At 62.4% G+C, this 25,294-nt stretch carries 25 protein-coding genes; 17 read left to right on the top strand and 8 right to left on the bottom strand.

Annotated elements, in window-relative coordinates; genetic code table 11:
- Positions 1–70: 70 nt before the first annotated feature.
- Positions 71–601 carry a TlpA disulfide reductase family protein gene (locus tag BCY88_RS11705; RefSeq protein ID WP_120344399.1) on the bottom strand — a complete coding sequence of 177 codons (531 nt, stop codon included), beginning with the start codon at positions 599–601 and terminating at the stop codon, positions 71–73.
- Between the two features lie 370 nt (positions 602–971).
- Between BCY88_RS11705 and BCY88_RS11700 the strand changes: the two genes are divergently transcribed.
- Positions 972–1,490 carry a hypothetical protein gene (locus tag BCY88_RS11700; RefSeq protein ID WP_404935687.1) on the top strand — a complete coding sequence of 173 codons (519 nt, stop codon included), beginning with the start codon at positions 972–974 and terminating at the stop codon, positions 1,488–1,490.
- Positions 1,491–1,821: 331 nt separating this feature from the next.
- Here the strand turns inward: BCY88_RS11700 and BCY88_RS11695 are convergent, their stop codons facing one another.
- The gene (locus tag BCY88_RS11695) at positions 1,822–3,450 is read right to left on the bottom strand and encodes a YifB family Mg chelatase-like AAA ATPase (RefSeq protein ID WP_120344397.1); all 1,629 of its coding nucleotides are present in this window, start codon (positions 3,448–3,450) and stop codon (positions 1,822–1,824) included.
- A gap of 119 nt (positions 3,451–3,569) precedes the next feature.
- Positions 3,570–3,827 carry an accessory factor UbiK family protein gene (locus BCY88_RS11690; protein ID WP_074285568.1) on the bottom strand — a complete coding sequence of 86 codons (258 nt, stop codon included), beginning with the start codon at positions 3,825–3,827 and terminating at the stop codon, positions 3,570–3,572.
- A gap of 399 nt (positions 3,828–4,226) precedes the next feature.
- Here BCY88_RS11690 and BCY88_RS11685 point away from each other — a divergent pair, with 399 nt between their 5' ends.
- The 7 genes from BCY88_RS11685 to ptsP all read left to right on the top strand — a co-directional run bounded on the left by BCY88_RS11685 (position 4,227) and on the right by ptsP (position 11,993).
- Positions 4,227–4,565 (top strand): P-II family nitrogen regulator, encoded by a 339-nt coding sequence (locus tag BCY88_RS11685; RefSeq protein ID WP_006048089.1) that lies wholly within the window; start codon positions 4,227–4,229, stop codon positions 4,563–4,565.
- 43 nt (positions 4,566–4,608) lie between these two features.
- Positions 4,609–6,117, top strand: coding sequence for an ammonium transporter (locus BCY88_RS11680; protein ID WP_120344396.1), 1,509 nt, complete (start codon positions 4,609–4,611; stop codon positions 6,115–6,117).
- A gap of 230 nt (positions 6,118–6,347) precedes the next feature.
- A complete protein-coding gene (gene gshA / locus BCY88_RS11675; protein WP_028199027.1) occupies positions 6,348–7,637 on the top strand; it encodes a glutamate--cysteine ligase in 1,290 nt (429 codons plus the stop codon).
- 101 nt (positions 7,638–7,738) lie between these two features.
- The gene (gene gshB, locus BCY88_RS11670) at positions 7,739–8,695 is read left to right on the top strand and encodes a glutathione synthase (RefSeq protein ID WP_120344395.1); all 957 of its coding nucleotides are present in this window, start codon (positions 7,739–7,741) and stop codon (positions 8,693–8,695) included.
- Positions 8,696–9,027: 332 nt separating this feature from the next.
- A complete protein-coding gene (locus tag BCY88_RS11665; RefSeq protein WP_120344394.1) occupies positions 9,028–9,555 on the top strand; it encodes a PTS sugar transporter subunit IIA in 528 nt (175 codons plus the stop codon).
- Between the two features lie 106 nt (positions 9,556–9,661).
- Positions 9,662–9,931, top strand: coding sequence for an HPr family phosphocarrier protein (locus BCY88_RS11660; protein ID WP_120344393.1), 270 nt, complete (start codon positions 9,662–9,664; stop codon positions 9,929–9,931).
- A 313-nt stretch (positions 9,932–10,244) separates the two neighbouring features.
- Positions 10,245–11,993 (top strand): phosphoenolpyruvate--protein phosphotransferase, encoded by a 1,749-nt coding sequence (gene ptsP / locus BCY88_RS11655; protein ID WP_120344392.1) that lies wholly within the window; start codon positions 10,245–10,247, stop codon positions 11,991–11,993.
- Positions 11,994–12,072: 79 nt separating this feature from the next.
- Here ptsP and BCY88_RS11650 read toward each other — a convergent pair whose 3' ends face one another.
- The 3 genes from BCY88_RS11650 to gpmA form a co-directional block, all read right to left on the bottom strand.
- A complete protein-coding gene (locus BCY88_RS11650) occupies positions 12,073–12,831 on the bottom strand; it encodes a HesA/MoeB/ThiF family protein (protein WP_120344391.1) in 759 nt (252 codons plus the stop codon).
- Positions 12,832–13,041: 210 nt separating this feature from the next.
- A complete protein-coding gene (locus BCY88_RS11645; RefSeq protein WP_120344390.1) occupies positions 13,042–14,628 on the bottom strand; it encodes a S41 family peptidase in 1,587 nt (528 codons plus the stop codon).
- 300 nt (positions 14,629–14,928) lie between these two features.
- Complete coding sequence (gene gpmA / locus BCY88_RS11640) at positions 14,929–15,675, bottom strand: 2,3-diphosphoglycerate-dependent phosphoglycerate mutase (protein WP_120344389.1); 747 nt, start codon at positions 15,673–15,675, stop codon at positions 14,929–14,931.
- 137 nt (positions 15,676–15,812) lie between these two features.
- Between gpmA and BCY88_RS11635 the strand changes: the two genes are divergently transcribed.
- The 5 genes from BCY88_RS11635 to BCY88_RS11615 all read left to right on the top strand — a co-directional run bounded on the left by BCY88_RS11635 (position 15,813) and on the right by BCY88_RS11615 (position 18,807).
- Positions 15,813–16,238: a rhodanese-like domain-containing protein gene (locus BCY88_RS11635; protein WP_120344461.1), complete on the top strand. Its 426-nt coding sequence runs from the start codon at positions 15,813–15,815 to the stop codon at positions 16,236–16,238.
- On the top strand, positions 16,235–16,495 hold the full coding sequence (gene grxC, locus BCY88_RS11630; protein ID WP_028199035.1) for a glutaredoxin 3: 261 nt from the start codon (positions 16,235–16,237) through the stop codon (positions 16,493–16,495). The genes BCY88_RS11635 and grxC overlap by 4 nt, the downstream gene beginning before the upstream one ends.
- A 177-nt stretch (positions 16,496–16,672) precedes the next feature.
- A complete protein-coding gene (secB, locus tag BCY88_RS11625) occupies positions 16,673–17,143 on the top strand; it encodes a protein-export chaperone SecB (RefSeq protein ID WP_028199036.1) in 471 nt (156 codons plus the stop codon).
- A gap of 21 nt (positions 17,144–17,164) precedes the next feature.
- Complete coding sequence (locus BCY88_RS11620; RefSeq protein ID WP_120344388.1) at positions 17,165–18,163, top strand: NAD(P)H-dependent glycerol-3-phosphate dehydrogenase; 999 nt, start codon at positions 17,165–17,167, stop codon at positions 18,161–18,163.
- Between the two features lie 95 nt (positions 18,164–18,258).
- Positions 18,259–18,807, top strand: coding sequence for an O-acetyl-ADP-ribose deacetylase (locus tag BCY88_RS11615; RefSeq protein ID WP_120344387.1), 549 nt, complete (start codon positions 18,259–18,261; stop codon positions 18,805–18,807).
- On the opposite strand, the gene trmL is transcribed toward BCY88_RS11615, so the two are convergent.
- Positions 18,780–19,250 carry a tRNA (uridine(34)/cytosine(34)/5-carboxymethylaminomethyluridine(34)-2'-O)-methyltransferase TrmL gene (gene trmL / locus BCY88_RS11610; protein WP_054035748.1) on the bottom strand — a complete coding sequence of 157 codons (471 nt, stop codon included), beginning with the start codon at positions 19,248–19,250 and terminating at the stop codon, positions 18,780–18,782. The two genes, BCY88_RS11615 and trmL, sit on opposite strands and share 28 nt — an antisense overlap.
- Before the next feature lie 18 nt (positions 19,251–19,268).
- On the bottom strand, positions 19,269–20,063 hold the full coding sequence (locus BCY88_RS11605) for a ComF family protein (protein WP_120344386.1): 795 nt from the start codon (positions 20,061–20,063) through the stop codon (positions 19,269–19,271).
- A gap of 84 nt (positions 20,064–20,147) precedes the next feature.
- Here BCY88_RS11605 and BCY88_RS11600 point away from each other — a divergent pair, with 84 nt between their 5' ends.
- The 4 genes from BCY88_RS11600 (at position 20,148) to ctaD (ending at position 25,244) form a co-directional block, all read left to right on the top strand.
- Complete coding sequence (locus tag BCY88_RS11600) at positions 20,148–21,113, top strand: methyltransferase domain-containing protein (protein ID WP_120344460.1); 966 nt, start codon at positions 20,148–20,150, stop codon at positions 21,111–21,113.
- Between the two features lie 313 nt (positions 21,114–21,426).
- Positions 21,427–21,900, top strand: coding sequence for a DUF2244 domain-containing protein (locus BCY88_RS11595; protein WP_063494650.1), 474 nt, complete (start codon positions 21,427–21,429; stop codon positions 21,898–21,900).
- 66 nt (positions 21,901–21,966) lie between these two features.
- Positions 21,967–23,586, top strand: coding sequence for a cytochrome c oxidase subunit II (gene coxB / locus BCY88_RS11590; RefSeq protein WP_120344385.1), 1,620 nt, complete (start codon positions 21,967–21,969; stop codon positions 23,584–23,586).
- Positions 23,587–23,630: 44 nt separating this feature from the next.
- Complete coding sequence (ctaD, locus tag BCY88_RS11585; protein ID WP_120344384.1) at positions 23,631–25,244, top strand: cytochrome c oxidase subunit I; 1,614 nt, start codon at positions 23,631–23,633, stop codon at positions 25,242–25,244.
- The last annotated feature ends 50 nt before the right edge of the window (positions 25,245–25,294 follow it).

The raw sequence follows: 25,294 nt of genomic DNA, 5'->3' as shown, positions 1-25,294 counted from the left end.
CGAGCTGCGACGCCGGCGTGTTTGAATCAGGATGGGTTGCTTTTCGCGTTTCGAGACACTGAGGCGAAAATCAGGCAGCGTTCAACGCTTTTTCCAGCAACTGGTCGAGTTCCGCGAATTGCGGTTCGCCGACGTAGCGCTTCAGAATCTTGCCGTCCTTGTCGACCAGGAAGGTGGTCGGCGTGAGCTGGACGTTGCCGAACTGCTTGGCGGCCGAGCCGTCGTCCATGGCAACCTTGAACGGCAACTGACGGGTTTGCGTGTAGTTGGTCACGTACATCGGCGCGTCGTAGTTCATCGCAACGGCGACGAATTCGAGCCCTTTGCCCTTGAAGCGGTTATAGGTCTGGACCATCTGCGGCATTTCTTTCATGCAGGTGTCGCAGCTGGTCGCCCAGAAGTTGACCAGATAGACCTTGCCTTTCAGATCGGCGGTCGAAACTTTCTGGCCCGACAGCAACGTGAAGGTCGCATCAGGCACGCGCTGCTGGCCGGCGAACGCAAAATAGCCGGCAATCGCGAGCGCGATGGCCACGACGGCGATGATGACGATGCGAAGCGGATTCGCGCGCCGTGCGGCGGTGGAGGGGGTGGAGCTCATGAACGGAACCTCGAAAGTCGCGCGGAGCGCGCGGTACAGTGCGTTGGTTTGGGACTGCTTCTGAATCTGCGCTTTTTGACCGGTTTGGGGACGATTGAATCCGCTGCGGCCAAGCGTCGCTATTGTAGCCCCATTCCGCCTGCGCGGCAGCGGGCTGCCCGGGAGGGGATAATAGGACTTTACGTTCCTGTCAGTTCGACCTTCTGTCCCCATGCTCCGAACCGCTTTTCGCTTCCTCGCCCGGATCTCGACCATCCCGTTTGACCGTCCCACTAGCTTCGTTAGCCGTGCGCCGCGTTTCGCTGCGGTCGATCGCCGCACGGCCTGCACCGCTGCCGGCTTGCGGCGCATACGCGCCGTATTTGGCACGATGGCTTGCGCGCTGGCATTGAGCGGCGCGTTGAGCGCATGTTCGCCGACCTTCGACTGGCGCACCATCATGAACAACGACAACGGCTATACGGTCGACCTGCCGGCCAAGCCGGGCAACGATCAGCGCGTGATTCAGATCGGCGGCAAGCCGATGCAGATGGCGATGCAAACCGCAGAGGCCGGCGACGCCGTGTTCGCAGTCGGCACCGTCATGCTGCCGAGCGACGACGAAGCGACACAGCGTGCGGCCCTGGAATTCCTGCGTACCGGTCTCGCCCGCAATGTCGGCGCCGCGCCGGACGCGCACGCGGTGCAGATCCCGCTCGCCGCCGGCGGCCAGGTGCTGGGCCTGGAAATGAAACTGACCGGTGAAGCGGGTTCGCAACACGAAACGCGTACCGTCTACGCGCGGCTGGTTGCGCGTGGCCGGCATGTGTATCAGGCAGCGATCATCGCTTCCAAGCCGGTGCAACAGGAGCAGATCGACCAGTTTTTTTCCTCGTTCCAACTGTATTGAAACCGCAGTTCCGGCCGGATCGCGTGCGAGAAGATCGTCGTGCACAGTGAAAGTTCCTTCGTAGCATCGCGCGCTAATTCCCGGTTTACGTTGAAGTTTTCCGATTACCCACAGGTGCTGTGGATAACTCTGTTGAGAACTTCGCTTTTTTCGCCGCGGATGCCCATCCCATGGGCATCCGGTCAGGATGCGAGAGCTCTGGGCGGCCGAAATAATTCAATCAAATCAATGCCCTTTGGATGCATGCTTGCACGGGCCTTTCAGATGTTTCCAGATTTGTCTGAAGCCCGAACATGTGCATAAGTCAAGTCTTGACAGCCGATTTTTCGCCCTATAACGACCCGAAGGCCCGGCGATACTGAATGGCTTCGCCGATCTGCTCGGCACTCGGCATGGCGGCGCCAGCCAGATCGGCGATGGTTCGCGCCACCTTCAGGACCCGGTAGTGAGCGCGCGCTGACCAGCCGAAGCGCTCGCCCGCCTGACGCAACAAGGCTTCGCCGGCTGCGTCCGGGCGGCAGACCTCGTCCACTTCCCGGCCACCCAGTTCGCGATTGGTTTTGCTTTGCCGGGCCAGTTGCCGCTCACGAGCGGCGTTCACCCGCAGCGCGATCGTCGCGCTCGTTTCACCGGTGACGGTGGAACGTGCCGACAGCTCCGCCGGCGTGAGCGCCGGGATCTCGATCTGGATGTCGATCCGGTCGAGTAGCGGCCCGGACAGTTTGCGCAGATAGCGCGCCGCGATCTCCGGCGTGCAGCGGCAGCGGCCGTTTGGGTCACCGCGCCATCCGCAGGGACAAGGGTTCATTGCGGCGATCAGCTGGCAGGCTGCTGGAAAATCCGCTTGCAAGGCGGCGCGGGAGATTGTGATGCAGCCGGCCTCGAGGGGTTCGCGCAGGGTTTCCAGCACGTGGCGATCGAATTCCGGCAGCTCGTCAAGAAATAGCACACCCAGATGCGCCAGGGTGATCTCGCCGGGTTGCGGCGGATTGCGCCCGCCGACCAGCGCCGGTGCGCTCGACGAATGATGCGGCGCGCGAAACGGCCGCTGCCGCCATTGCGAGGGCGTAAAGCCCACCCGGCTGGCGGAAAGCAATGCGGCCGAACTGAGTGCTTCGTCGTCGGTCATCGGCGGGAGCAGGCCTGGCAGGCGCGCGGCGAGCATCGATTTGCCCGCGCCAGGCGGTCCGACCAGCAAGACGTGGTGTCCGCCGGCCGCGGCCACTTCAAGTGCGCGGCGCGCGCCGCGCTGGCCGATTACATCGGCCATGTCAGGAATCGCGGCAGCGGCAGTTTCGCCGAGGGTGGGCGCCGCGACCGGGTAGAGCCGGGCGTCGGGCGCACCGACCAGATGCGCGCACAGCGACGGCAGGTCGGTGGCGCCGTAGACGTCGACACCGGGCACGAGTGCCGCCTCGGCCGCACTTGCCGCAGGCAGATAGAGCTGCGGGGTGTGCTGAGTGGGCGTCCCGAACGTCGCCGGTTCGCTCGATGTAATGCGAGTCGGTGCAACGTCAAAAGGAGAGGCAGGAGAAGCGCCGCGGGGGTCACCGTGATGCGCCATGCTGCGGGCCGTCCCACAGGCCATGGCAAACGCTCCGCGCATCGGCCGCAGCGCCCCGGTCAGTGACAGTTCACCGGCGAATTCGCGATGCAGCAGGGATTCGGCGGGAATCTGCCCGCTCGCCGCCAGAATGCCCAACGCGATCGGCAGATCGAAGCGGCCGGACTCCTTCGGCAGATCGGCCGGCGCGAGATTGACGGTAATGCGCCGCACGGGGAAATCGAAGCTGCAATTCTGCAGCGCCGCGCGCACGCGCTCGCGGCTTTCGCGCACTTCCAGATCGGGAAGGCCGACGATGGAAAACGAGGGTAATCCGTTCGCGAGGTGAACCTCGACGGTTACTTCGGGCGCGCGGCCAGAGGCCGGCGCGCGACTGCGCACCACGGCAAGCGACATGTTTTCTCCCGTCGAACGGCGCGCCGGGGGCGCGCGTGTTCCCTAAAACGCTGATGACGTCACGGCTCGCTTGCCAGTGATGTGCAGCACTACGCAGCTAAAGCGCTGCGAGCAAAGCCTCAGGACGTTTGCGTCGTGACCGGCAGCTTCTGTTCGAGCTCGGCGACGCGGCGCTCCAGCTCTTCCAGGCGCGCGCGGGTGCGCACCAGCACCTGGGTCTGCGTATCGAATTCCTCACGCGTGACCAGGTCGAGCTTGGAAAAGCCCTGCGACAGCATGGCCTTCACGTTGCGTTCGACATCTTTGGCCGGCGAGTTCTTGAACAGCTCGCTCATGCGAGCCTGAAAATCGTTAAAGACATCGTTCGGTTGTTTCATGGTGTTCCCTTTGGTGCACAAAAAATGTGCATGTTTCGTTGCGCCTGTGCTTTGTTACGCCGAATGGGCCGTCTTGGTGCATGACCGATTGGCTGTCGCCGCCGCATGAGCCCGTTTGGTGCGCGCCCCAGCGTTAAAAGCCTTCGAACACTCTAGCAACGATCCATGCGCCACGCCAGCTTGCCCCGTCAACGTTGGCCATCCGGCCAGGGCCGCTTGCGCCCCTTTTACGACAGGCCCTGAGGCGAAGTCTGACACAACATGGCACGCGAGTTGCTGTTACTGCCCGGCGCGCACTGCCGGGTGCTTTTTACCGGCAGCGGATCGAGACCACGCGAACGGGTTACAGGTACGCAAACAGGGTTACGCAACGGGTTACGCAACTTAGCGAGGGATTTCATGAAACTCATTACCGCAATCATCAAGCCGTTCAAGCTCGATGAGGCGCGCGAAGCCTTGTCGGCCATCGGCGTCTCAGGCATCACGGTGACGGAAGTCAAAGGTTTCGGTCGTCAGAAGGGCCACACGGAACTGTATCGGGGCGCCGAATACGTCGTCGATTTCCTGCCGAAGGTGAAGATCGAGGCGGCTGTCTCGGACGACATCGTCGACCAGGCGATCGAAGCGCTCGAGCGCGCGGCACGCACCGGCAAGATCGGCGACGGCAAGATTTTCGTCACCCCGATCGAGCAGGTGATTCGGATTCGCACCGGGGAGACCGGCGCGGACGCTCTGTAATACCAAAAGATAGCGACACAGATAGCGACAAGAGGAAACGAAGATGCGCAAATTAATGATGTCCTTGCTGATGGCCGGTTCGCTGCTCGCGGGCGGTATCGGCGCCGCCCTCGCGGACGACGCTTCCGCCCCCGCAGCCGCCTCGGCACCGGCTTCCGATACGACGGCGAGCGCGCCGGCACCGGACGCTTCGGCAGCTCCTGCTGCCGCCGCGGCTTCGGCACCGGCCGCTGACGCTTCCGCCGCACCGGCTGCCAGCGCCGCCGCAGCCGCGCCGGCAGCATCGGACGCCGCGCCTGCCGCACCGACCGCGCCGTTCTCGGTCGATTCGTCGAAGATCAATTCGGGCGACACCGCCTGGATGCTGACCTCCACCGCGCTCGTGCTGTTCATGACGATCCCGGGCCTGGCACTGTTCTACGGCGGCATGGTCCGCAAGAAGAGCGTGCTCGCGATCCTGATGCAAAGCTTCGCGATCACCTGCCTCGTGTCGATCATCTGGGTCGTGGTGGGCTACACGCTCGCCTTCACGCCGGGTAACTCGTTCATCGGCGGCTTCTCGCGCTTCTTCATGGCCGGCATGAACTACATCAAGGGCGACAAGGCCACGACGCTGACCGTCAGCCACCTCGCCCCGACGATCCCGGAAACGGTCTACGTCGTCTATCAGATGACGTTCGCGATCATTACCCCGGCACTGATCACGGGTGCGTTTGCCGATCGCATGAAGTTCTCGGCGATGCTGGTGTTCATGACGCTGTGGTCGATCATCGTCTACTCGCCGATCGCGCACATGGTCTGGGAACCGACCGGCTGGCTGGCTAGCGCGGGCATCCTCGACTTCGCGGGCGGCACGGTGGTGCACATCAACGCCGGTATCGCGGCGCTGGTCTGCGCTCTGGTGCTCGGCAAGCGTGTCGGCTACGGCAAGGAAGCGATGGCGCCGCACAACCTGACGCTCACGCTGATCGGTGGCGCCATGCTGTGGGTCGGCTGGTTCGGCTTCAACGCGGGTTCGGCAGTGGCGGCAGACGGCCGTGCCGGTTTCGCGATGTTCGCAACGCAAGTGGCAACCGCAGCGGCAGCACTCGCATGGATGTTCGCCGAATGGGCAACCAAGGGTAAGCCGTCGGTGCTCGGTATCGTGTCGGGTGCCGTGGCAGGTCTGGTGGCGATTACGCCGGCTTCGGGCTTCGTCGGCATGACGGGGTCGCTGGTGATCGGCATCGCGGCAGGCGTCATCTGCTTCTGGTCGGCTACGTGGCTCAAGCACAAGCTCGGTTACGACGACTCGCTCGACGCGTTCGGCGTGCACTGCATCGGCGGTATCGTGGGTGCGCTTCTGACCGGCGTGTTCGCGGTCAAGGACATCGGCGGCGCGGACGGCAGCGTCATCCTGCAAGCCAAGGGCGTGCTGACAACGCTGATCTACAGCGGCGTGGTGAGCTACATCCTGCTGAAGGTGATTGACATGGTGATGGGCATCCGCGTGACGGAAGAACAGGAACGCGAAGGTCTGGACGTGAGCCTGCACGGCGAACACGTCGAATAAGGATTCCCCTGCAAGCCTCAGGGGCTTGTGGATCACAAACAAGCGCAGCGATTTTGGCCCGCCTTTATGGCGGGCTTTTTTATTGCGGCCTATCTTGTAAACAGCAGATTCCCCTGCCTATCATCGCGATAGCGAGAATGCATTCGCATCCGCTTGCGAATGGAGAAACCGTCCCCAAATGGACAAAGCATTTGCTCTACAATCTTTTTTCTCCAGTCTGCGAGTGATCAATGGTTCCGCACCTAGTTACGGCGTTAAACGGCCCGCTGCTCGACCTCGAGCGGAAGATCCTCGACGCCACACCCGCCATCGAACGCTGGTTCCGGCTCGAATGGCAGGAGCACACGCCGCCGTTCTACTGTTCAGTCGATCTGCGTAACGCGGGGTTCAAGCTCGCGCCGGTCGACACCAATCTGTTTCCCGGCGCATTCAACAATCTGCCGCAGGAAGTGCTGCCGCTCGCCGTGCAGGCCGCGATGGCGTCGATCGAGAAGATCTGCCCGGACGCGAAGAACCTGCTGGTGATTCCGGAGCGCCATACACGCAACGCGTTTTATCTCGAGAATGTCGCCCGTCTGGCTGCGATCATGCGCCAGGCCGGCTTGAACGTGCGCTTCGGCACGCTCGATGAAAGCATCGTCGGGCCGGTCACGATTGCGCTGTCCGACGGGCAGAAGCTGGTGCTCGAACCGCTCGAACGGTCGCAGCGGCGCCTTGGCCTGAAGAATTTCGACCCGTGCTCGATTCTGCTGAACAATGACCTGTCGGGCGGGATTCCGCCGGTGCTGGAGAATCTGCACGAGCAGTACCTGCTGCCGCCGCTGCATGCCGGCTGGGCCGTGCGCCGCAAATCGACGCACTTCTCCTGTTATGACGACGTCGCGAAGAAGTTCGCGAAGATGGTCGAGATCGATCCGTGGATGATCAATCCGTATTTCGCGCATGTCGAAGGGGTCGATTTCCAGGAACGCACCGGTGAAGAAGCGCTGGCCGATGCGATCGACGGTGTGCTGAAGAAGATTGCCAAGAAGTATCGCGAGTACGGCATTTCCGAGAAACCGTATGTTGTCATCAAGTCGGATGCGGGCACCTATGGAATGGGCGTGATGACCGTGCACGACGCGTCGGAAGTGGCCGCGCTGACCAAGCGCGAACGCGCCAAGATGGCCGCCACCAAAGACGGCCTCGAAGTGCATGACGTGATCGTGCAGGAAGGCGTGTACACCTTCGAGCGCATCGGCGAGGAAGTCGCCGAGCCGGTGGTGTATATGATCGACCGTTATGTGGTGGGCGGCTTCTACCGCGTGCACGGCAGCCGCGAGCGCGATCAGAATCTGAACGCGCCCGGCATGCACTTCGTGCCGCTCGGCTTCGAACATACGGCGTTGCCGGATGCGCACGCCAAACCCGGCGCGGCGGTGCCGAACCGCTTCTATATGTACGGCGTAGTGGCGCGGCTCGGCTTGCTGGCCGCATCGGTCGAACTGGAAAAAACCGATCCGGAAGCGATTCAGGTTTAAATCTCGCGAAGCGGACGATGGCGGCGTGTGTGCCGCCATCGTCATTTTCAGCGACTATATTGACGATCAATGCCAAGCCCCAAGGGCGCACCGGAATCCACATGGACATTCTTTTCATCGCCGATCCGCTTACGCAGTTCAAAATCTACAAAGACTCGACCTACGCGATGATGGCCGAGGCCGCGCGGCGCGGCCATACGCTCTACACCTGCGAGCCGAAGCATCTGGCGTGGACGGGCGGCGACGTCGAGGCGAGCGTGCAGCGCTTTGCGATCGTCGGCGACGTGACGGACCTGCATCGCGACGCCTGGTACGCCGCCGAAGCGGCCGCGCCTAAATCGCTGAAGAGTTTCAGCGCGGTGGTGATGCGCAAAGACCCGCCGTTCGATATGGAATACGTGACGTCGACGTGGCTGCTGGAAATGGCCGAGCGCGGCGGCGCGCGCATTTTCAACAAGCCGCAGGCCATACGCGATCATTCGGAAAAACTGGCGATCGGCGAGTTCGGACAGTTCGTCGCGCCCACGTTGGTGACGCGCGACGCCGCCCGGTTGCGCGCTTTCCATGAAGAACACGGCGACGTGATCCTGAAGCCGCTCGACGGCATGGGCGGCATGGGCGTGTTTCGTGTGAAGGCCGACGGCATGAACCTCGGCTCGATCATCGAGATGCTGAGCCACGACGGCGCGCGCTCGGTGATGGCGCAAAAGTTCATCCCCGAGATCAAGGAGGGTGACAAGCGGATTCTGCTGATCGGCGGCGAAGCGGTGCCGTTTTCGCTCGCGCGGATTCCGCAGGGCAATGAAGTGCGCGGCAACCTCGCGGCTGGTGGACTGGGGGTGGCGCGGCCGCTCACCGAGCACGACCGCAAGATCGCCGATACCCTCGCGCCGGTGTTGGCCGCGCGCGGTTTGCTGCTGGTTGGACTGGATGCGATCGGGGACTGGCTCACCGAGGTGAACGTGACGAGCCCGACGTGTTTCCGCGAGATCATGGATCAGACCGGTTTCGACGTCGCCGCCATGTTCATCGACGCTCTGGAGCGCGCGGCAGCTTGAGGCGAAGCTCTTGAATGGCCGCCATGGCCCCCAAACTGTGTAGTAAATCCGCATCAAGCGAAACGCCTGCTTTGGCACGAAAATGAGCCTGCTACAATGCCCGCTCTCCCGCGCCAAGCCGAATCGAGGGCGTCTGCGAGGCGCTGCAGGCATGGATTGCGGACTGTAGGCGAGTTGTTTTCCGCCAACGCCGTCGCGGCATCTGGCGGCGCGGGCCGCTCGCCAGATAATGTGTTCCGGCTCTCACGACCCACGGCCGGTCGAGGGCGCTTACGAACCGGGCTTGGTCCCGGTCCACGGTTCGGGGCCGATCTTTTTGCAGTAAGGCTGACATGGCAGGCATTCTGATCATTGCGCACGCTCCGCTCGCCACCGCGTTGCGCGATTGTATTTCGCACATCTACGGTGGCTTGCCGGCTCGCATCGGCGTGATCGACGTATCGCCGGATTGTGATCCCGTACAGCAGGTTGCGTTCGCGCATTCGGAAATCGAGCGGCTCAAGGAGGAAAACGGCGCGCTCGTGCTCACCGACATGTTCGGCGCTACGCCGGCGAATATTGCCGGGCGGCTAGCTACGCTGCCGGACGTCCGCGTACTATGCGGCGTCAATCTGCCGATGCTGGTGCGCGCGGTTTGTTATCGCGCTACGCCGCTCGACACGTTGGTCGACAAGGCGCTTGCCGGAGCCACCAAGGGTGTGCACGCAATCGGGCCTGCCACGCCGGCACCCGTTGCGCCGCCTGCGGGGTGCAGCGACTGTTTGCCGGCTTTGCCGCCCGCTGCCGCTGCCACGGACTGTTTGCCCGCGTTGCCGGCCGAGGCCGACCTGACTCAAAAAGCGGGTTCGACCGGGTTGTAAACGGGTCGCACGGCTTTAAACGATTGCTTTCGGGTTGCGACCCGTTTGCAGCTGGTTTGCAGTTTCACCTTTCACCACAACATTCACCCGCGCTTCGGACCATCACATGCTGCAACAGGAAACGACTATTGTGAACAAGCTGGGGCTGCACGCGCGCGCGTCGGCCAAGTTGACGCAACTCGCGGGCAACTACCAGGCGGAAATCTGGATGAGCCGCAATGGCCGCCGTATCAACGCCAAGAGCATCATGGGCGTGATGATGCTAGCCGCGGGTATAGGCAGCACGGTGCTGATCGAAACTGAAGGCACCGACGAGCAGGAAGCCATGAACGCATTGTTGAAACTGATTGCTGATAAGTTTGGCGAAGGTCAGTGAATTCACGCGTTCTTCTTGCCTGACGCAAAATGCCGCGACTGTCCGCGGCATTTTTTTTAGCGCGAGACAATCGGCACATGCGTGGTGCGAACGTGCATGTGCCGATTGCGCCGATTGTGCCGTCGGCAGCGGGCGAGCGTTGCCGGAGCGCAAGGCCAATGAAGGCGCATTGTCGTGACTGGTTACGGTATTTCGTGCTGCGCTGCACACAGCCCGGACGTACTTGCAAAGGGCACGGAATTTATAATGACAATGAGAGTCTGAGAGCATTGCAGCGGTTTGCCGCGGCATCACACAACTAGAGGAGGTGCGCGTGTCATTCACGCTGCATGGAATTCCCGTGTCACGCGGTATCGCCATCGGGCGGGCTTACCTGATCGCCCCGGCTGCACTTGACGTAGACCACTATTTGATCGAACCCGCTCAGATCGAGGGCGAGATCGAGCGTTTCCGCACGGGCCAACAACAGGTGCATGAAGAGCTCGACGCGTTGCGCGCCGATCTTGCTGCGGATGCGCCGAGCGAAATGGGCGCGTTCATCAACGTTCATTCAATGATCCTGAACGATGCGATGCTCGTGCAGGAAACCATCGATCTGATCCGTACGCGCCGCTACAACGTCGAGTGGGCGCTGACTGAACAGCTCGAGCGCCTGTCGCGCCATTTCGACGACATCGAAGACGAATACCTGCGCGAGCGCAAAGCCGACATCGAACAGGTGGTGGAGCGCGTGCTGAAGGCGCTCGCCGGCGCGTCGGGAGCGCTGGTGGGCGGCGTGCACGGTACGTGCGACGAAATGATCGTGGTCGCGCACGACATCGCGCCGGCCGACATGATGCAATTCAAAACGCAAACGTTTCAGGGTTTTGTCACCGATCTCGGCGGACGGACTTCGCACACGGCGATCGTTGCGCGCAGCCTCGGCATTCCGGCTGCGGTCGGCGTACAGCATGCAAGCGCGCTGATCCGGCAGGACGACCTGATCATTGTCGACGGCGATCACGGCATCGTGATCGTGGATCCCGCGCCGATCGTGCTGGAAGAGTACTCATATCGGCAGAGCGAGAAGGCGCTTGAGCAGCGCAAGCTGCAACGGCTGAAGTTCTCGCCTACGCAGACGCTGTGCGGCACCCGCATCGAACTGTGCGCGAACATCGAATTGCCGGAGGACGCGCGTGCCGCGGTCGATTCGGGCGCGACTGGCGTGGGCCTGTTTCGCACCGAGTTCCTGTTCATGAACCACAAGCACCACCTGCCGGAAGAGGAGGAGCAGTTTGCTGCCTACCGTCGCGCGGTCGAGCTGATGAACGGCTTGCCGGTGACGATCCGTACGATCGACGTCGGCGCCGACAAGCCGCTCGATTCGATGGCCGGTGGCGACGGCTACGAAACCGCACCGAACCCCGCCTTGGGGCTCAGAGCGATTCGCTGGAGCCTCTCCGAGCCGCAAATGTTCCTGACACAACTGCGCGCTATCCTGCGCGCGTCGGCGTTCGGCAAGGTGAAGATCCTGATCCCGATGCTCGCGCACGCGCAGGAGATCGATCAGACACTCGATCTGATTCGCGAAGCCAAGCGGCAGCTCGACGATGCCGGCATGGCCTACGATCCGAACGTGCAGGTCGGCGCGATGATCGAGATTCCGGCCGCCGCGATTGCGTTGCCGTTGTTTCTCAAGCGGCTGGATTTTCTGTCGATTGGCACGAACGATCTGATCCAGTACACGCTGGCGATCGATCGCGCGGATAACTCGGTCGCTCATCTGTACGACCCGCTGCACCCGGCGGTGCTGCATCTGATCGCCTTCACGCTGCGCGAGGCGAAGCGGGCGGGCGTGCCGGTGTCGGTGTGTGGCGAGATGGCGGGCGATCCGGCGTTGACGCGTCTGTTGCTCGGCATGGGGCTCACCGAGTTTTCGATGCATCCGAGCCAGTTGCTGGTGGTTAAGCAGGAGGTCCTGCGCTCGCACCTGAAGACGCTCGAGAAGCCGGTGGCCGATGTACTGGCTTCGTTCGAACCGGAAGAAGTGCAGGCGGCGCTCAAGCGCGTCGTGCTTGCCTGAAGCTGGGAAGCGCTTAGGTTCAAACGGAAAACGCCGCACATGTGCGGCGTTTTTCATTTGGAGTCCAGTCTGAATTCAGTCAGGCCTGGTGTTGTTGCCCACATACCGGGCAATCCGGCTGGCGCGCAATGCGCATGGTGTTCCATTCCATTCGCAGCGAATCGAGCATCGTGAGGCGGCCTACCAGCGGCGCGCCGATTTCACCGATCACTTTCAGTGCTTCAGCCGCTTGCATCGAACCGATGATGCCGACCGTGGGCGCGAATACACCCATGGTCGAGCACGCAACCTCTTCGAACGGCTGATCCTCGGGGAAGACGCAGGCGTAGCAGGGCGACGTTTCATCGCGGAAATCGAAGGTGCTGATCTGGCCGTCGAAGCGCAGCGCCGCACCCGACACCAGCGGCACGCCGTGTTTCACGCACGCCCGGTTGATCGCGTGGCGGGTCGCGAAGTTATCGGTGCAATCGAGCACGACGGTGGCGTGCGGCACTTCGCGATCGAGCCATGCATCGTCGACGCGTTCGGCGACCGCGTATACCACCACCTCGGGATTGATCTGGGCGATCGCGTCGCGCCCGGACTCCACCTTCTTGCGCCCGACCGACGCACTCACGTGCAGAATCTGCCGCTGCAGATTGGTCAGATCGACCGTATCGGCATCGACCAGCGTCAAGCGGCCGACGCCCGCTGCCGCCAGATACATCGCCGCAGGCGACCCGAGGCCGCCCGCGCCGACGATGATCGCGTGCGCGTCGATAAAGCGCTGCTGCGCCTCAATACCGATTTCGTCGACGAGGATATGGCGGGAATAGCGGAGGAGTTGATCGTCATTCATGGCGGGGCGCGTGGAGTGTCGCGCAATGAAGTGCAGGCCCGGTGGCCTGTCATGCGCGGTTTCGTTATTTTAATCGCGCGAGGGGACGAGGGTTCGTGCTGGGGCCGGGTATTGGTCATCGGTCATTGGCCAATGCAATGCACACGCCAGCGTCTACGGCGACGTGCCTTCGCAGCCGAACCGGCTGCGAAGGCACGTTGGGTTTGCTGCTTAGTTGCTTTGCGCGGCAGGCGTCGAGGCTGGGACCGGGGTTGCTGCGCCCGGCACCGGTTGCGTCGGCTTCACCGCGACCGGCGCGGACGCCGAGGTTGCCGGCTTGTTCTGCGCCAGACGCCGCTCGGTCAGCGACTTCGATTCCTGCACCGGCTTGCCTTCCAGCTTGTTCAGCGCCTGTTGCAGCATGAAGTCGTCGGTCGAACCGAACTCGACCGGCTTGCGCTCACGATCCTTCTGACGCTGTTCCGGCGTCTTCTTGTCGTTCTGCTCTTCAAGCTGGCGCAGTTGGTCCATGCGTTCCTGTTCGCGCTGTTCGGCTTCCTTCTTCTCGTTCGGGTCCTGCGTGTTCGCAAGGTGGTTCGAGTAGTCGACTTCGCGGGTAACCAGTGCGTCGTCCGGATCGCCTTCGGCGTACTGATCGACCGCGATGTCAGGACGGATGCCCTTGTTCTGGATCGAACGGCCGCTCGGCGTGTAGTAGTACGCCGTGGTCAGACGCAGTGCCGTGTCGGCCGTCATCGGGCGCACGGTTTGCACCGAACCCTTGCCGAACGTGGTCTTGCCGACGATCAGCGCACGATGCTGATCCTGCAGCGCGCCCGCGACGATTTCCGAAGCCGACGCCGAGTAGGCGTTGGTCAGCACGATCATCGGCACGGTCTTGAAGATCGGTGCTTCGTCTTTCAGCGGATCGCTGTCGAACGATTGCAGGCGGTAGTTATCGTACGTGTCGCGATAGACCTGCTTCGAATCCGGAATCTGGCCGTTGGTGGACACCACAACCGAATTCGGCGGCAGGAACGCGCCGGCCACGCCGACCGCGCTTTGCAGCAGACCGCCGCCGTTATTGCGCAGGTCGAGCACGAGACCCTTCAGGTTCGGCTGTTGACGGGCGATGTCCTGCAGTCTCGCGGCCAGATCAGGCGTGGTGCGTTCCTGGAAGCTGGTGATGCGGATATACGCGTAGCCCGGCGCCAGGATCTTCATCTTGACCGATTGGACCTTGATGATCGCGCGCGTGACCGTGAGCGGGAACGTGCGGTCGTCGGTCTTGCGGAAGATGGTCAGCGTGACCTTGGTGCCCGGATCGCCGCGCATCTGCTTGACGGCCTGATCGAGCGTCATGCCGCGCACGGGTTTGTCGTTGATGCGGGTGATCAGGTCGCCCGGACGGATGCCCGCGCGGAATGCCGGCGTGTCTTCAATCGGCGAGATCACCTTGATCAGGCCGTCTTCGGACGAAATTTCGATGCCGAGACCCGCGAAGCGACCCTTGGTCTGCTCCTGCAGTTCTTCGTAATCGGTCTTGTCGAGATACGACGAGTGCGGGTCGAGGCTGGACACCATGCCCTTGATCGCGGCGGTGAGCAGCTTCTTGTCGTCGACCGGTTCGACGTACTCATGCTTGATTTGCCCGAAAACTTCGGCAAACAGCCTGAGCTGGTCCAGCGGCAATGGTGCAACGGCGCTCGAGGCGGCGCTGGCGGGTTGCTGGGCCGAGGCGGAGAGTTGCAGGGTGGCGAATACGCCGGTAGCAAGGCCCGCGGCAATCAGGCCGATATTTTTCAGGTTCTTTCGCATAGAGTCTGTTGCGGTCGGAAGCGCGTGGCAGCGTCGATAGAGATGGGGACGGACAAGTATAACTGCACACCCGCCCAGTCAGGGCGCAGCACAGGCTATCGTGATTCGACAACCTCGGCGAGGCCTGGTTCTTGAGTCAGGCGCCGGGGTGACGAAGTAATGTGCGGTAACAGCAAGATGGCAGCCAGATGGCGCGCTTGTACGATTTGGGCCACGCCGGCTGGTATCCGTTGCCGGCGCGGCCCATTTGCTGCAACCCTGCGGCATTTTTTAACCCTGGGTTGCGGTTGGGGGACGGGCTTAGCCCGCCTTGCCCTGCTTGGCCACGGCGGCTTGCGCCTTGGCAATCGCGTCCTGGTCGCCCAGATAGTAGTGCTTGATCGGCTTCAGGTTTTCGTCGAGCTCATAGACGAGCGGCACGCCGTTCGGGATATTCAGGCCGACGATGTCGTCGTCCGAAATGTTGTCGAGATACTTCACCATGGCGCGGATCGAGTTGCCGTGCGCGGCGATCACGACCTTGCGGCCCGACTTGATCGCCGGCGCAATCGACTCGTTCCACAACGGCAGAACGCGCGCGACGGTATCCTTCAGGCACTCGGTGAGCGGCAATTGCTCGCGCGGCACCTTGGCGTAGCGCGGATCGCCGTAGGGCGCGCGCTCGTCAGACGGATCGAGCGCCGGCGGCGGCGTGTCGTAGCTGCGGCGCCAGACCAGCACCTGTTCGTCGCCGAATTTGGCGGCGGTTTCGGCCTTGTTCAGACCCGACAGCGCGCCGTAGTGGCGTTCGTTCAGGCGCCACGAATGCACCACCGGCAGATACATCAGGTCCATCTGGTCCTGTACGTGCCACAGGGTGCGGATCGCGCGCTTGAGCACCGACGTGTAGGCGATATCGAACGAATAGCCCGATTCCTTCAGCAGCACGCCCGCTTGCTGCGCTTCACGGTTACCCTGCTCGGTCAGGTCGACGTCGACCCAGCCAGTGAAGCGGTTTTCCTTGTTCCACGTCGATTCGCCGTGGCGGATGAGAACGAGTTTGTACATGAGATTGCCGGTCGGTAGTAAGGAAGCGGTAAAGCGTTGCGAGGGTCCTCTGGAGGAGCGCCGCCATCGCGTCAGACGGTTATTTTATAATGGGTGGATTGCCCTTTTCGATTTCTCTCTTTTTCGGCGGATTTTCCGTGAAGTTTTTCACTGATTACACAAACCTTGTACTGATCGCAATCGTCCTCATCTCCGGTGGGTTGCTGCTGTGGCCGACGATCAGCCGGCGTGGCCGCGGTGGCCTGTCGGCCGCGGAAGCGACCCAACTGATCAACCGGCGCAACGCGGCGGTCGTCGATCTGCGTTCGTCCGCCGAGTTTGCCAAGGGCCATCTGCCCGCGGCGCGGAACCTTGAATTTGCAGAGTTGCAGGCGAAAGTCACGCAGCTCGTGAAGAACAAGAACAACCCGGTGTTGCTGGTGTGCCAGACCGGCCAGCAGTCGAACAAGGCAGCGCGTATCGTGCAGGATGCCGGATACGCCGAAGTCCATGTTCTCGACGGTGGTGTCGACGCCTGGCAGAAGGCCGGTATGCCGGTTGTGAAACAAGGAGCAGCCAAGTGAACAAAGTGATCATGTACAGCACGCAGGTGTGCCCGTATTGCCAGATGGCCGAACGTCTTTTAAAGTCGCGCGGCGTCGAGCACGTTGAAAAGGTACTGATCGACAAAGACCCGGCCCGTCGTGAAGAAATGATGACCCGGACCGGTCGCCGCACGGTGCCGCAGGTGTTCATCGGCGAGACGCATGTCGGCGGGTACGATGATCTGTCCGCGCTCGATCGCGCGGGCGGTTTGATGCCTCTGCTCGAGGCTGCCTGAACGAAGAGCTGCCCTGCTCATGCGCCGGCCGGCGCGTGGATTGGGCAGGTGAAATACAAGTCGGCGCATGCCGGCCCTGCGAGGGCAACTTCGAGGGCGGGCACGCGCCGCAACGATCTGGCGGCCCGTGAAGCCATGGGCCGCCGCCATGCATACCTATCAGGGAATCACACAATCATGTCCGACGAGAACAACCAGCCGTTTTTCAACATCCAGCGCATCTACCTGAAGGACATGTCGCTCGAGCAGCCGAATTCGCCGGGCATCTTCCTCGAGCAGGAAATGCCGTCGGTCGAAGTCGAAGTCGACGTGAAGGCCGAGCGCCTCGCCGACACCGTGTTCGAAATCCTCGTGACGGGCACGGTCACGGCCAAGGTGTCGGACAAGGTCGCGTTCCTGATCGAAGCCAAGCAAGCCGGCATTTTCGACATCCGCAACATTCCGGCTGAACAGATCGACCCGCTGGTCGGCATTGCCTGCCCGACGATCCTGTTTCCGTACCTGCGCTCGAACATCGCCGACGCGATCACCCGCGCAGGCTTCCCGCCGATCCACCTCGCTGAAATCAACTTCCAGGCGCTGTACGAGCAACGTCTCGCGCAAATGGGCGGCCAGGAAGGCGCGGTGCAGAACGGCGTCACGCATTAACGCGTCCGTTCGGTGCCGGCTATGAAGGTTGCTGTCCTCGGCGCCGGTGCATGGGGCACAGCCCTCGCCGGCCATCTGGCCGCGCGGCACGACACGGTGCTGTGGGCGCGCGAACCCGCGCTCATCGCCGATCTCTCCGCTTCGCATGAAAACGCCCGCTATCTGGCGGGCGTTGCTTTGCCGCCGTCCCTTCGCTATGAAGCCGATCTGAACGCAGCGCTCGAACACGCGCTCGCCGCGGACGCGTTATGCGTCGTGGCGACGCCCGTCGCCGGTCTGCGGGGTCTGTTCCGGGCAATGCACGACGCGGGCAAAGTGCCGGCGCATGTAGTGTGGTTGTGCAAAGGTTTCGAAGCCGACTCGCAGTTGTTGCCGCACCAGGTGGTCGCGGCTGAACTGCCCGGACATGGCAGCAACGGCGTGCTGTCGGGGCCGAGTTTCGCGCGTGAAGTCGGGCAGGGTTTGCCGGTCGCGTTGACGATCGCGAGTACGTCACCGACGTGCCGCGAGCGCACGGTGGCTGCGTTCCATCATGGCGCCATGCGTATCTATACCGGCGACGATATCGTCGGTGTGGAAGTGGGGGGCGCGGTGAAGAACGTGCTGGCGATCGCCACGGGCATTGCCGACGGCCTTGGCCTCGGTCTCAATGCGCGCGCGGCGCTAGTCACGCGAGGTCTTGCGGAAATGTCGCGCCTTGGTGTGACGCTCGGCGGGCGGGCGGAAACGTTCACCGGTTTGACCGGCCTGGGCGATCTGATTCTAACCGCCACGGGCGATCTGTCGCGCAATCGCACGGTCGGCCTGCAACTTGCCGCGGGCCGTACACTCGACGATATCCTCGGTGGGCTCGGTCACGTGGCCGAGGGCGTGCGTTGCGCCCAGGCCGTACTGGCGATTGCTCGCGCTCACGCGATCGAGATGCCGATCACTCAGGCAGTCTGCGCCGTGCTGTTCGACGGTGTAGCGCCGCGTGACGCCGTCAGCGCTCTGCTGCGGCGCGATTCGAAAGCGGAATAAGTCTTGTATTTCAGCCGTTTAGCGCGAAAAGCGCTGAACGGCTGCCCGCTATCGCTGTCCACGTTGTATCGACGCTTCGGACCAGCGAGGTTCTCATGCCCAATTTCCACAATCGCATCCTGGAAGCGCGTCGGGTCGACATCACGACACTGGCCGTGGATGCGATCGTCAATGCTGCCAATACCTCGTTGCTAGGTGGTGGCGGCGTGGACGGCGCGATTCACCGCGCGGCCGGTGAGGAACTGCTGCGTGAGTGCGAGACGCTCGACGGCTGCGCGACCGGCGACGCGAAGATCACCGGCGGCTACCGCTTGCCGGCCAGGCATGTGATTCACGCGGTTGGCCCGGTGTGGCGGGGCGGCGCGCATGGTGAGGCCGATCTTCTCGCCTCCTGCTATCAGCGCGCGCTCGAAGTGGCGCATCAGGCGCATTGCACGAGCATTGCGTTTCCCGCGATTAGTTGCGGCATCTACCATTTTCCCGCCGACGAGGCCGTGAAGATTGCCGTGAGCACCGTGCTCGAAACCTTGCCACGCACGCCGAAAATCGAACGCGTGATATTCGCCTGTTTCGACGGCGCCATGCTCGCGCTTTACGAAGCCGAATTGGCGCGCCGTCAGGCGCCGCCGTCGAAACCAGTCTGACGCCACGCTTCGAACACGACCACGGCGACTGTATTAGAGAGATTCAGACTGCGGTTGCCTGGCCGCATCGGCAGACGCACGCGCTGCTCGTTGGCGAATTGATCGAGCACCGTGTCAGGCAGGCCGCGCGTTTCGGCACCGAACACGAACCAGTCGCCGGATTGAAACGCATGCTCGTGAAACCGGCCCGAGCCACGCGTGGTGAAGGCGAACATCCGCGCTGGATCGGGCGTCTCCTTGGCGACGAACGCTGCCCAGTCGGCATGCACGTTCATCTGCGCATACTCGTGATAATCGAGTCCGGCACGGCGCAACTTGGCGTCGTCGAGCGGAAAGCCTAGTGGCTCGATCAGATGCAGACGCGCGCCGGTGTTGGCGCACAAGCGGATAACGTTACCGGTGTTCGGCGGAATTTCCGGTTCGACAAGAACGACATTGAACATGATGGCTTCAGGTAGAGACTAGTTTTTCGGCGTGCGCAGCGCGACGAAGTTGGTGACGCGCCGCGCACCGGCAGCTTTGAGCGTACGCGCGAGAGCCTCGAGTGTCGCGCCGGTCGTCATCACATCGTCGACGATACCGATATGCAGGCCCTGCACCGGTTTCGCGGCTTCGAACGCGCGGCCCACGTTCAGCCGGCGCGCGTCCAGATCGAGCCGCGATTGCGGCGCAGTATGGATCACGCGACGCAGCAGGACGGCGTCGCTGCGCACATTCAGCGCGCGGGCGAGCGGTCTTGCGATCTGCCAGGCCTGGTTGTAGCCGCGCTCGGTAAGACGCTTGCCGGCGAGCGGCACGGGGGCGAGCACGTCGGGTTTTTCGGACGCGTCGACCCAGGTGTCCTGCGCGAGCCGCGCAAGGCGTTGTGCGAACTCGCGCGCCAGCATCAGCCGGGCGCGGAACTTCAGGCCGAGCGCCAGGGCGTCCAGCGGCCGGCGGTAATCGGCGAGCGCAAAGGTTGCCTCGAACGGCGGCGGCTCGGCGATGCAATCGGCACAACGATATTGTGCGTGACTTGCCCAGCGCATTCCGGATAGAGGAACCGCACACACCGTGCAACGCAACCGGCTTTCATTCCAATAGGTCTCGTCACAATCGGCGCAAAGCGTCTTGTGCGACAAATTGCCGCACAATGCGCACAGATTAGGCAGCACGGCATGCATCACCTTCGGCCATGCTGTATACAAGCCGCGCGTGAATCGTGCAAAAGACGCCCTCGAATTGCCGGGAGACACAGAATTTTTTCGGAATGGCATGATTGGACCGCCCGCCAAGGCCTTTCACGCTGAATGGAAGGAAGCGAGCGAGTATACTTCGTGCTCTACGCCAGTACGACACCCATGCCCCCAACTACGTCTCAATCTGGCCGTCCGGCCTATGATTCCCGGCGCCTCAGGCAGATTTTCGACCGCCGTGCGGCGACCTTCGACAATGTCGCGTTCCTGCCACGCGAAATCGCGCAGCGCATGCGCGAGCGGCTCGACTACATCAAGGTTACGCCTGCGAGCGTACTCGACGCCGGTTGCGGCGCGGGCGAAGACATTCCCGCATTGCGCGAGCGCTTTCCCGAGGCACCGGTGTTCGGCACCGACCTGTCGCACGGCATGCTCAGCCGCGCGCTGCGTCACGATTCCGGCGACACCAGCTGGCGGCGTTTTCTACCGGCCACGCTCGGCCGCGCGCTTGGTGCTCGCGGCCCGCGTTTTGCGCAGGCCGACTTCTCGGCACTCCCGTTCGCCGCCGGCGCCTTCGAATTCATCTGGTCCAATCTCGCCTTGCACTGGCACTCGCGGCCCGACCTCGTGTTTCCCGAGTGGCAACGCGTGCTGAAAGTAAACGGCCTTCTGATGTTCAGCACGCTCGGTCCCGATTCGCTGAAGGAGCTGCGCGGCGCCTACGCCGAGGTCGAGGCGGCGCACGGCGTGGCTTCGCGCAAACATGTGATCGACTTCGTCGACATGCATGACCTCGGGGATATGCTGGTCGAGAGCGGTTTCGAGATTCCCGTGATGGACCAGGAAACCCTCACTATTACGTATAAGTCGCCCGAGTCGCTGCTCGCGGACGTGCGCCGCTGGGGCGCCTATCCGTTTGAGCGCGAGGCCGCTTCGAATGCCGTCGCGCGCAGGCTGCACAAGGCTTTGCTGGCGGCGCTCGAAGCTCGCCGGCGCGCCGACGGCACGATCGCGTTGACCTTCGAAGTCATCTACGGCCATGCCTGGAAAGCCGTGCCGCGTACCACGGCTGAAGGTCATGGAATCGTGCGGATCGAGGATATCGGGCGCGGTTCCTCGAGGAGCCGCTGAGGAATAGACGAAGTGGTAAAGAGGACATCTGTTATGTCTGAAATTACCGCTTCAAAAGACGCGTGAAAGCTGCGTCAAAACGGCGCGGAGGCTTGTCGCACCTGGCTTGTGGGCCGATTGAGGCTTGCTTGTGGATGCTATGGATCGCGCCTATAATGCGTCAGTTTGTCGCCCGGAGTTCCCACATTTGGGGCGGCAGGCCCGAGGCACAGGGCTGCAATATGACATGGCGCGGCGGGGAATCGAGTGGCCGTTCAGCGGTCGCGAGCAATGGCCGCAAGCGGTGATTGGAGACGATCGGCAGGAGGCAGCGATGGAAGCATCAGATCTGCTGGCGGATTCAGAACCAGTTCTCAAAGACTGGACGATGAAACGCAACTGTTCGATTTCACCGCGGCAGTTTGTATGTTTCTACGTATCACTTGCGTTGTTCTCGTTGGCAATTGCTTTCATGCTGGTTCTGGTCGGCGCCTGGCTGGTGTTGCCGTTCACCGGTATCGAATTGCTGGCGGTGGGCATCGCGTTTGCCATATATGCGCGTCATGCTGTCGATTACGAGCGCGTCCGGCTGTTTCAGAACCGGCTCGTGATCGAGCAGGTCAGCGCCGAGCGGCTCACGCAGTTCGAATTCAATCCGCGCTGGGTGCGGATCGAACCGGGCGCAACGCCGCGTGACCAGATCAAACTGGTCTCGCGCGGGCAGACGATCATGATCGGGCAACATCTCGCGCAGTATCGGCGCGCGCAGTTCGCAGGCGAATTGCGTATGTGGCTCACGCGTTGTTAGACGTGTTGAGACGCGCGGCGTTCAAGGGGAGCGCGAGACAGCCCGCCAGCGGGGTCGAGGGTTTGAATGGAAATTTTGGGTAAGGAAGCTATGAAAACAATCAAGCGAGCCCTCATGGGCGTGCTGGCGATGAGCGGACTGCTTTTCGCCGGTGCCGCCCTGGCAGTGGGCGATGTTCCGGGCGGCCCTGCCGTCAACGAGATCAATCTCCAGCCGCCTGCGACAAAAATCGCTGAGGAGCTCTTCAGCCTCCACATGTTCATGCTGGTTCTTTGCCTGGTGATCTTCGTCGGCGTGTTCGGCGTGATGTTCTATTCGATCTTTGCTCACCGCAAATCGAAAGGTCACAAGGCTTCGAATTTCCACGAAAGCACTACCGTCGAAATCATCTGGACGATCGTGCCGTTCATCATCGTTGTGTTGATGGCGCTGCCCGCCACCAAGACCGTCGTCGCGATGAAAGACACCACGAACGCCGACCTCACCATCAAGGTCACCGGCTACCAGTGGAAATGGGGCTACGACTACGTGAAGGGTCCGGGTGAGGGCATCAACTTCCTGTCCACGCTGGCCACGCCGCGTGCGGAAACCGATGGCCGCATGCCGATTTCCACCACGTATCTGCAGGAAGTCGACAATCCGCTCGTCGTCCCGGTCGACAAGAAAATCCGCATCATCACCACCGCGAACGACGTGGTCCACTCCTGGTACGTGCCGGCGTTCGGCGTGAAGCAGGATGCGATCCCGGGTTTTGTGCGCGACACGTGGTTCAAGGCTGACAAGACCGGCACTTTCCGTGGCTTCTGTACCGAACTGTGCGGCAAGGAACACGCGTTCATGCCGGTCGTGGTCGAAGTCCTGTCGGCGGACGACTACGCGAAGTGGGTCGATACGCAGAAGCAGAAAATGGCCGCCAGCCAGGACGACCCGAACAAGACTTACACGATGGCCGAGCTGATGGAGCGCGGCGGCAAGGTGTATGCAGCGAACTGCGCAGTCTGCCACCAGCCGACCGGCAAGGGCGCGGGCGTGTTTCCGGCGCTGGACGGCAGCAAGATCGCCAATGGCCCGATCGCCGAGCACGTGAGCCTGGTGCTGAAGGGCAAGAACGCGATGCCTTCGTGGGCGCCGACGCTGAACGACGTCGAAATCGCTTCGGTCATCACGTACGAACGTAACTCGTGGGGCAACCACACCGGCGACATTCTCCAGCCGAAGCAGGTTGCCGATGCCCGCAATGGCAAGCTGCCGGAAGGCGGCAACCATCTGGCCGACGCAGGCGCTGCCGCTAGCGGCGCGGATGCCGCAGCTTCGGGTGCGGCGGCCGCCTCGGGTGCAGAAGCCGCTTCGGCTGCCTCGGACACCACGGCAACACTGCCGGCGAGCATCTACTTCGACACGGGCAAGAGCACGTTGCCGGCCGACGCGAAAGCAGCGGTCGACGCGGCCGCGGCCTACGCGAAAGCGCACCCGGACGCAAAGTTCACGCTGTCGGGCTTTACCGATGCCACGGGTTCTGCCGAAGTCAACGCGAAGCTCGCGAAGACCCGTGCTGAAGCCGTGCGCGACGCGCTGAAAGCAGTCGGCATTGCCGAAGATCACATTATTTTAAAGAAGCCGGAAACGATCACGGGCGGCAGCGATGCGAAAGAAGCCCGGCGTGTCCAGATCAGCCCGGCTGCCTGACGTGTTCATGGTCAGCACCGCAGTATTCGTATTAGGAGATTGTCATGTCTAGCATCGGACACGATGTAACCGCGGGCCACGAGCACGTGCACGGCGACCATGCCCACGAAACGCCGCATGGCTGGCGTCGTTGGCTGTTCGCAACCAATCACAAGGACATCGGTACGCTGTACCTGATCTTCTCGTTCACCATGTTCCTCTCCGGGGGCGTGATGGCGCTGATGATCCGTGCCGAACTGTTCGAGCCGGGTCTGCAGATCATGCGTCCCGAGTTCTTCAACCAGTTGACCACCATGCACGGCCTGATCATGGTGTTCGGCGCGATCATGCCGGCCTTCGTGGGCTTCGCGAACTGGATGGTGCCGCTGCAGATCGGCGCATCGGACATGGCTTTTGCGCGGATGAACAACTTCAGCTTCTGGCTGCTGCCGGTGGCCGCGGTGCTGCTGGTCGGTTCGTTCTTCGCACCGGGCGGCGCGACCGCCGCGGGCTGGACGCTGTACGCGCCGCTGTCGACGCAGATGGGCCCGGGCATGGACTTCGCGATTTTCGCGGTCCACTTGATGGGTGCTTCGTCGATCATGGGCGGGATCAACATCGTTGTGACGATCCTGAACATGCGCGCGCCAGGCCTCACGCTGATGAAGATGCCGATGTTCGTCTGGACGTGGCTGATCACCGCGTACCTGCTGATCGCCGTGATGCCGGTTCTGGCGGGCGCGATCACCATGGTGCTGTTCGATCGCCACTTCGGTACGTCGTTCTTCAATGCGGCAGGCGGCGGCGACCCGGTGATGTACCAGCATATTTTCTGGTTCTTCGGGCATCCCGAGGTGTACATCATGATCTTGCCGGCGTTCGGGATCGTGTCGCAGGTGATCCCGGCGTTCTCGCGCAAGCCGCTGTTCGGCTATAGCTCGATGGTGTACGCCACCTCGTCGATCGCGATTCTGTCGTTCATGGTCTGGGCGCACCACATGTTCGCAACCGGCATGCCGGTGACGGGCCAGCTGTTCTTCATGTACGCGACGATGCTGATCGCCGTGCCGACGGGTGTGAAGGTGTTCAACTGGGTCGCGACCATGTGGCGCGGTTCGCTGTCCTTCGAAACGCCCATGCTGTTCGCGGTCGGCTTCCTGATCGTGTTCACGTTCGGCGGCCTGTCGGGCCTGATGCTGGCAATGGCGCCGCTCGACATCCAGTATCACGGTACCTATTTCGTGGTGGCGCACTTCCACTACGTGCTAGTGGCGGGTTCACTGTTCGCGCTGTTCTCCGGGTGGTACTACTGGGCGCCGAAGTGGACCGGCTGGATGTACAACGAAACGCGCGGCAAGATCCACTTCTGGGCGTCGATGTTCTTCTTCAACCTCGCGTTCCTGCCGATGCACTTCGTGGGTCTCGCAGGCATGCCGCGTCGTTACGCTGACTACCCGGCACAGTTCACGGACTGGAACCAGGTCATCTCGATCGGCGCGTTCGGCTTCGGTCTGGCGCAGGTGTACTTCCTGTTCGCCGTTGCACTGCCTGCCTACCGCGGCGGTGGCGAACTCGAAAAAGCGAGCGACAAGCCGTGGGACGGCGCAACGGGCCTCGAATGGACCGTGCCGAGCCCGGCTCCGTTCCACACGTTCGAACACCCGCCGACCGTCGAGTAATAGCGGTTCAGCGAGGTTGCCGGTTCAGGCAGCGGCACAGAAGTGGATAA

This window comes from Paraburkholderia fungorum (assembly GCF_003610895.1).
Taxonomy (GTDB): domain Bacteria; phylum Pseudomonadota; class Gammaproteobacteria; order Burkholderiales; family Burkholderiaceae; genus Paraburkholderia; species Paraburkholderia fungorum_B.
Note: the sequence above shows the minus strand (reverse complement) of the source record. Positions and strands in the feature narration are given on the sequence as shown.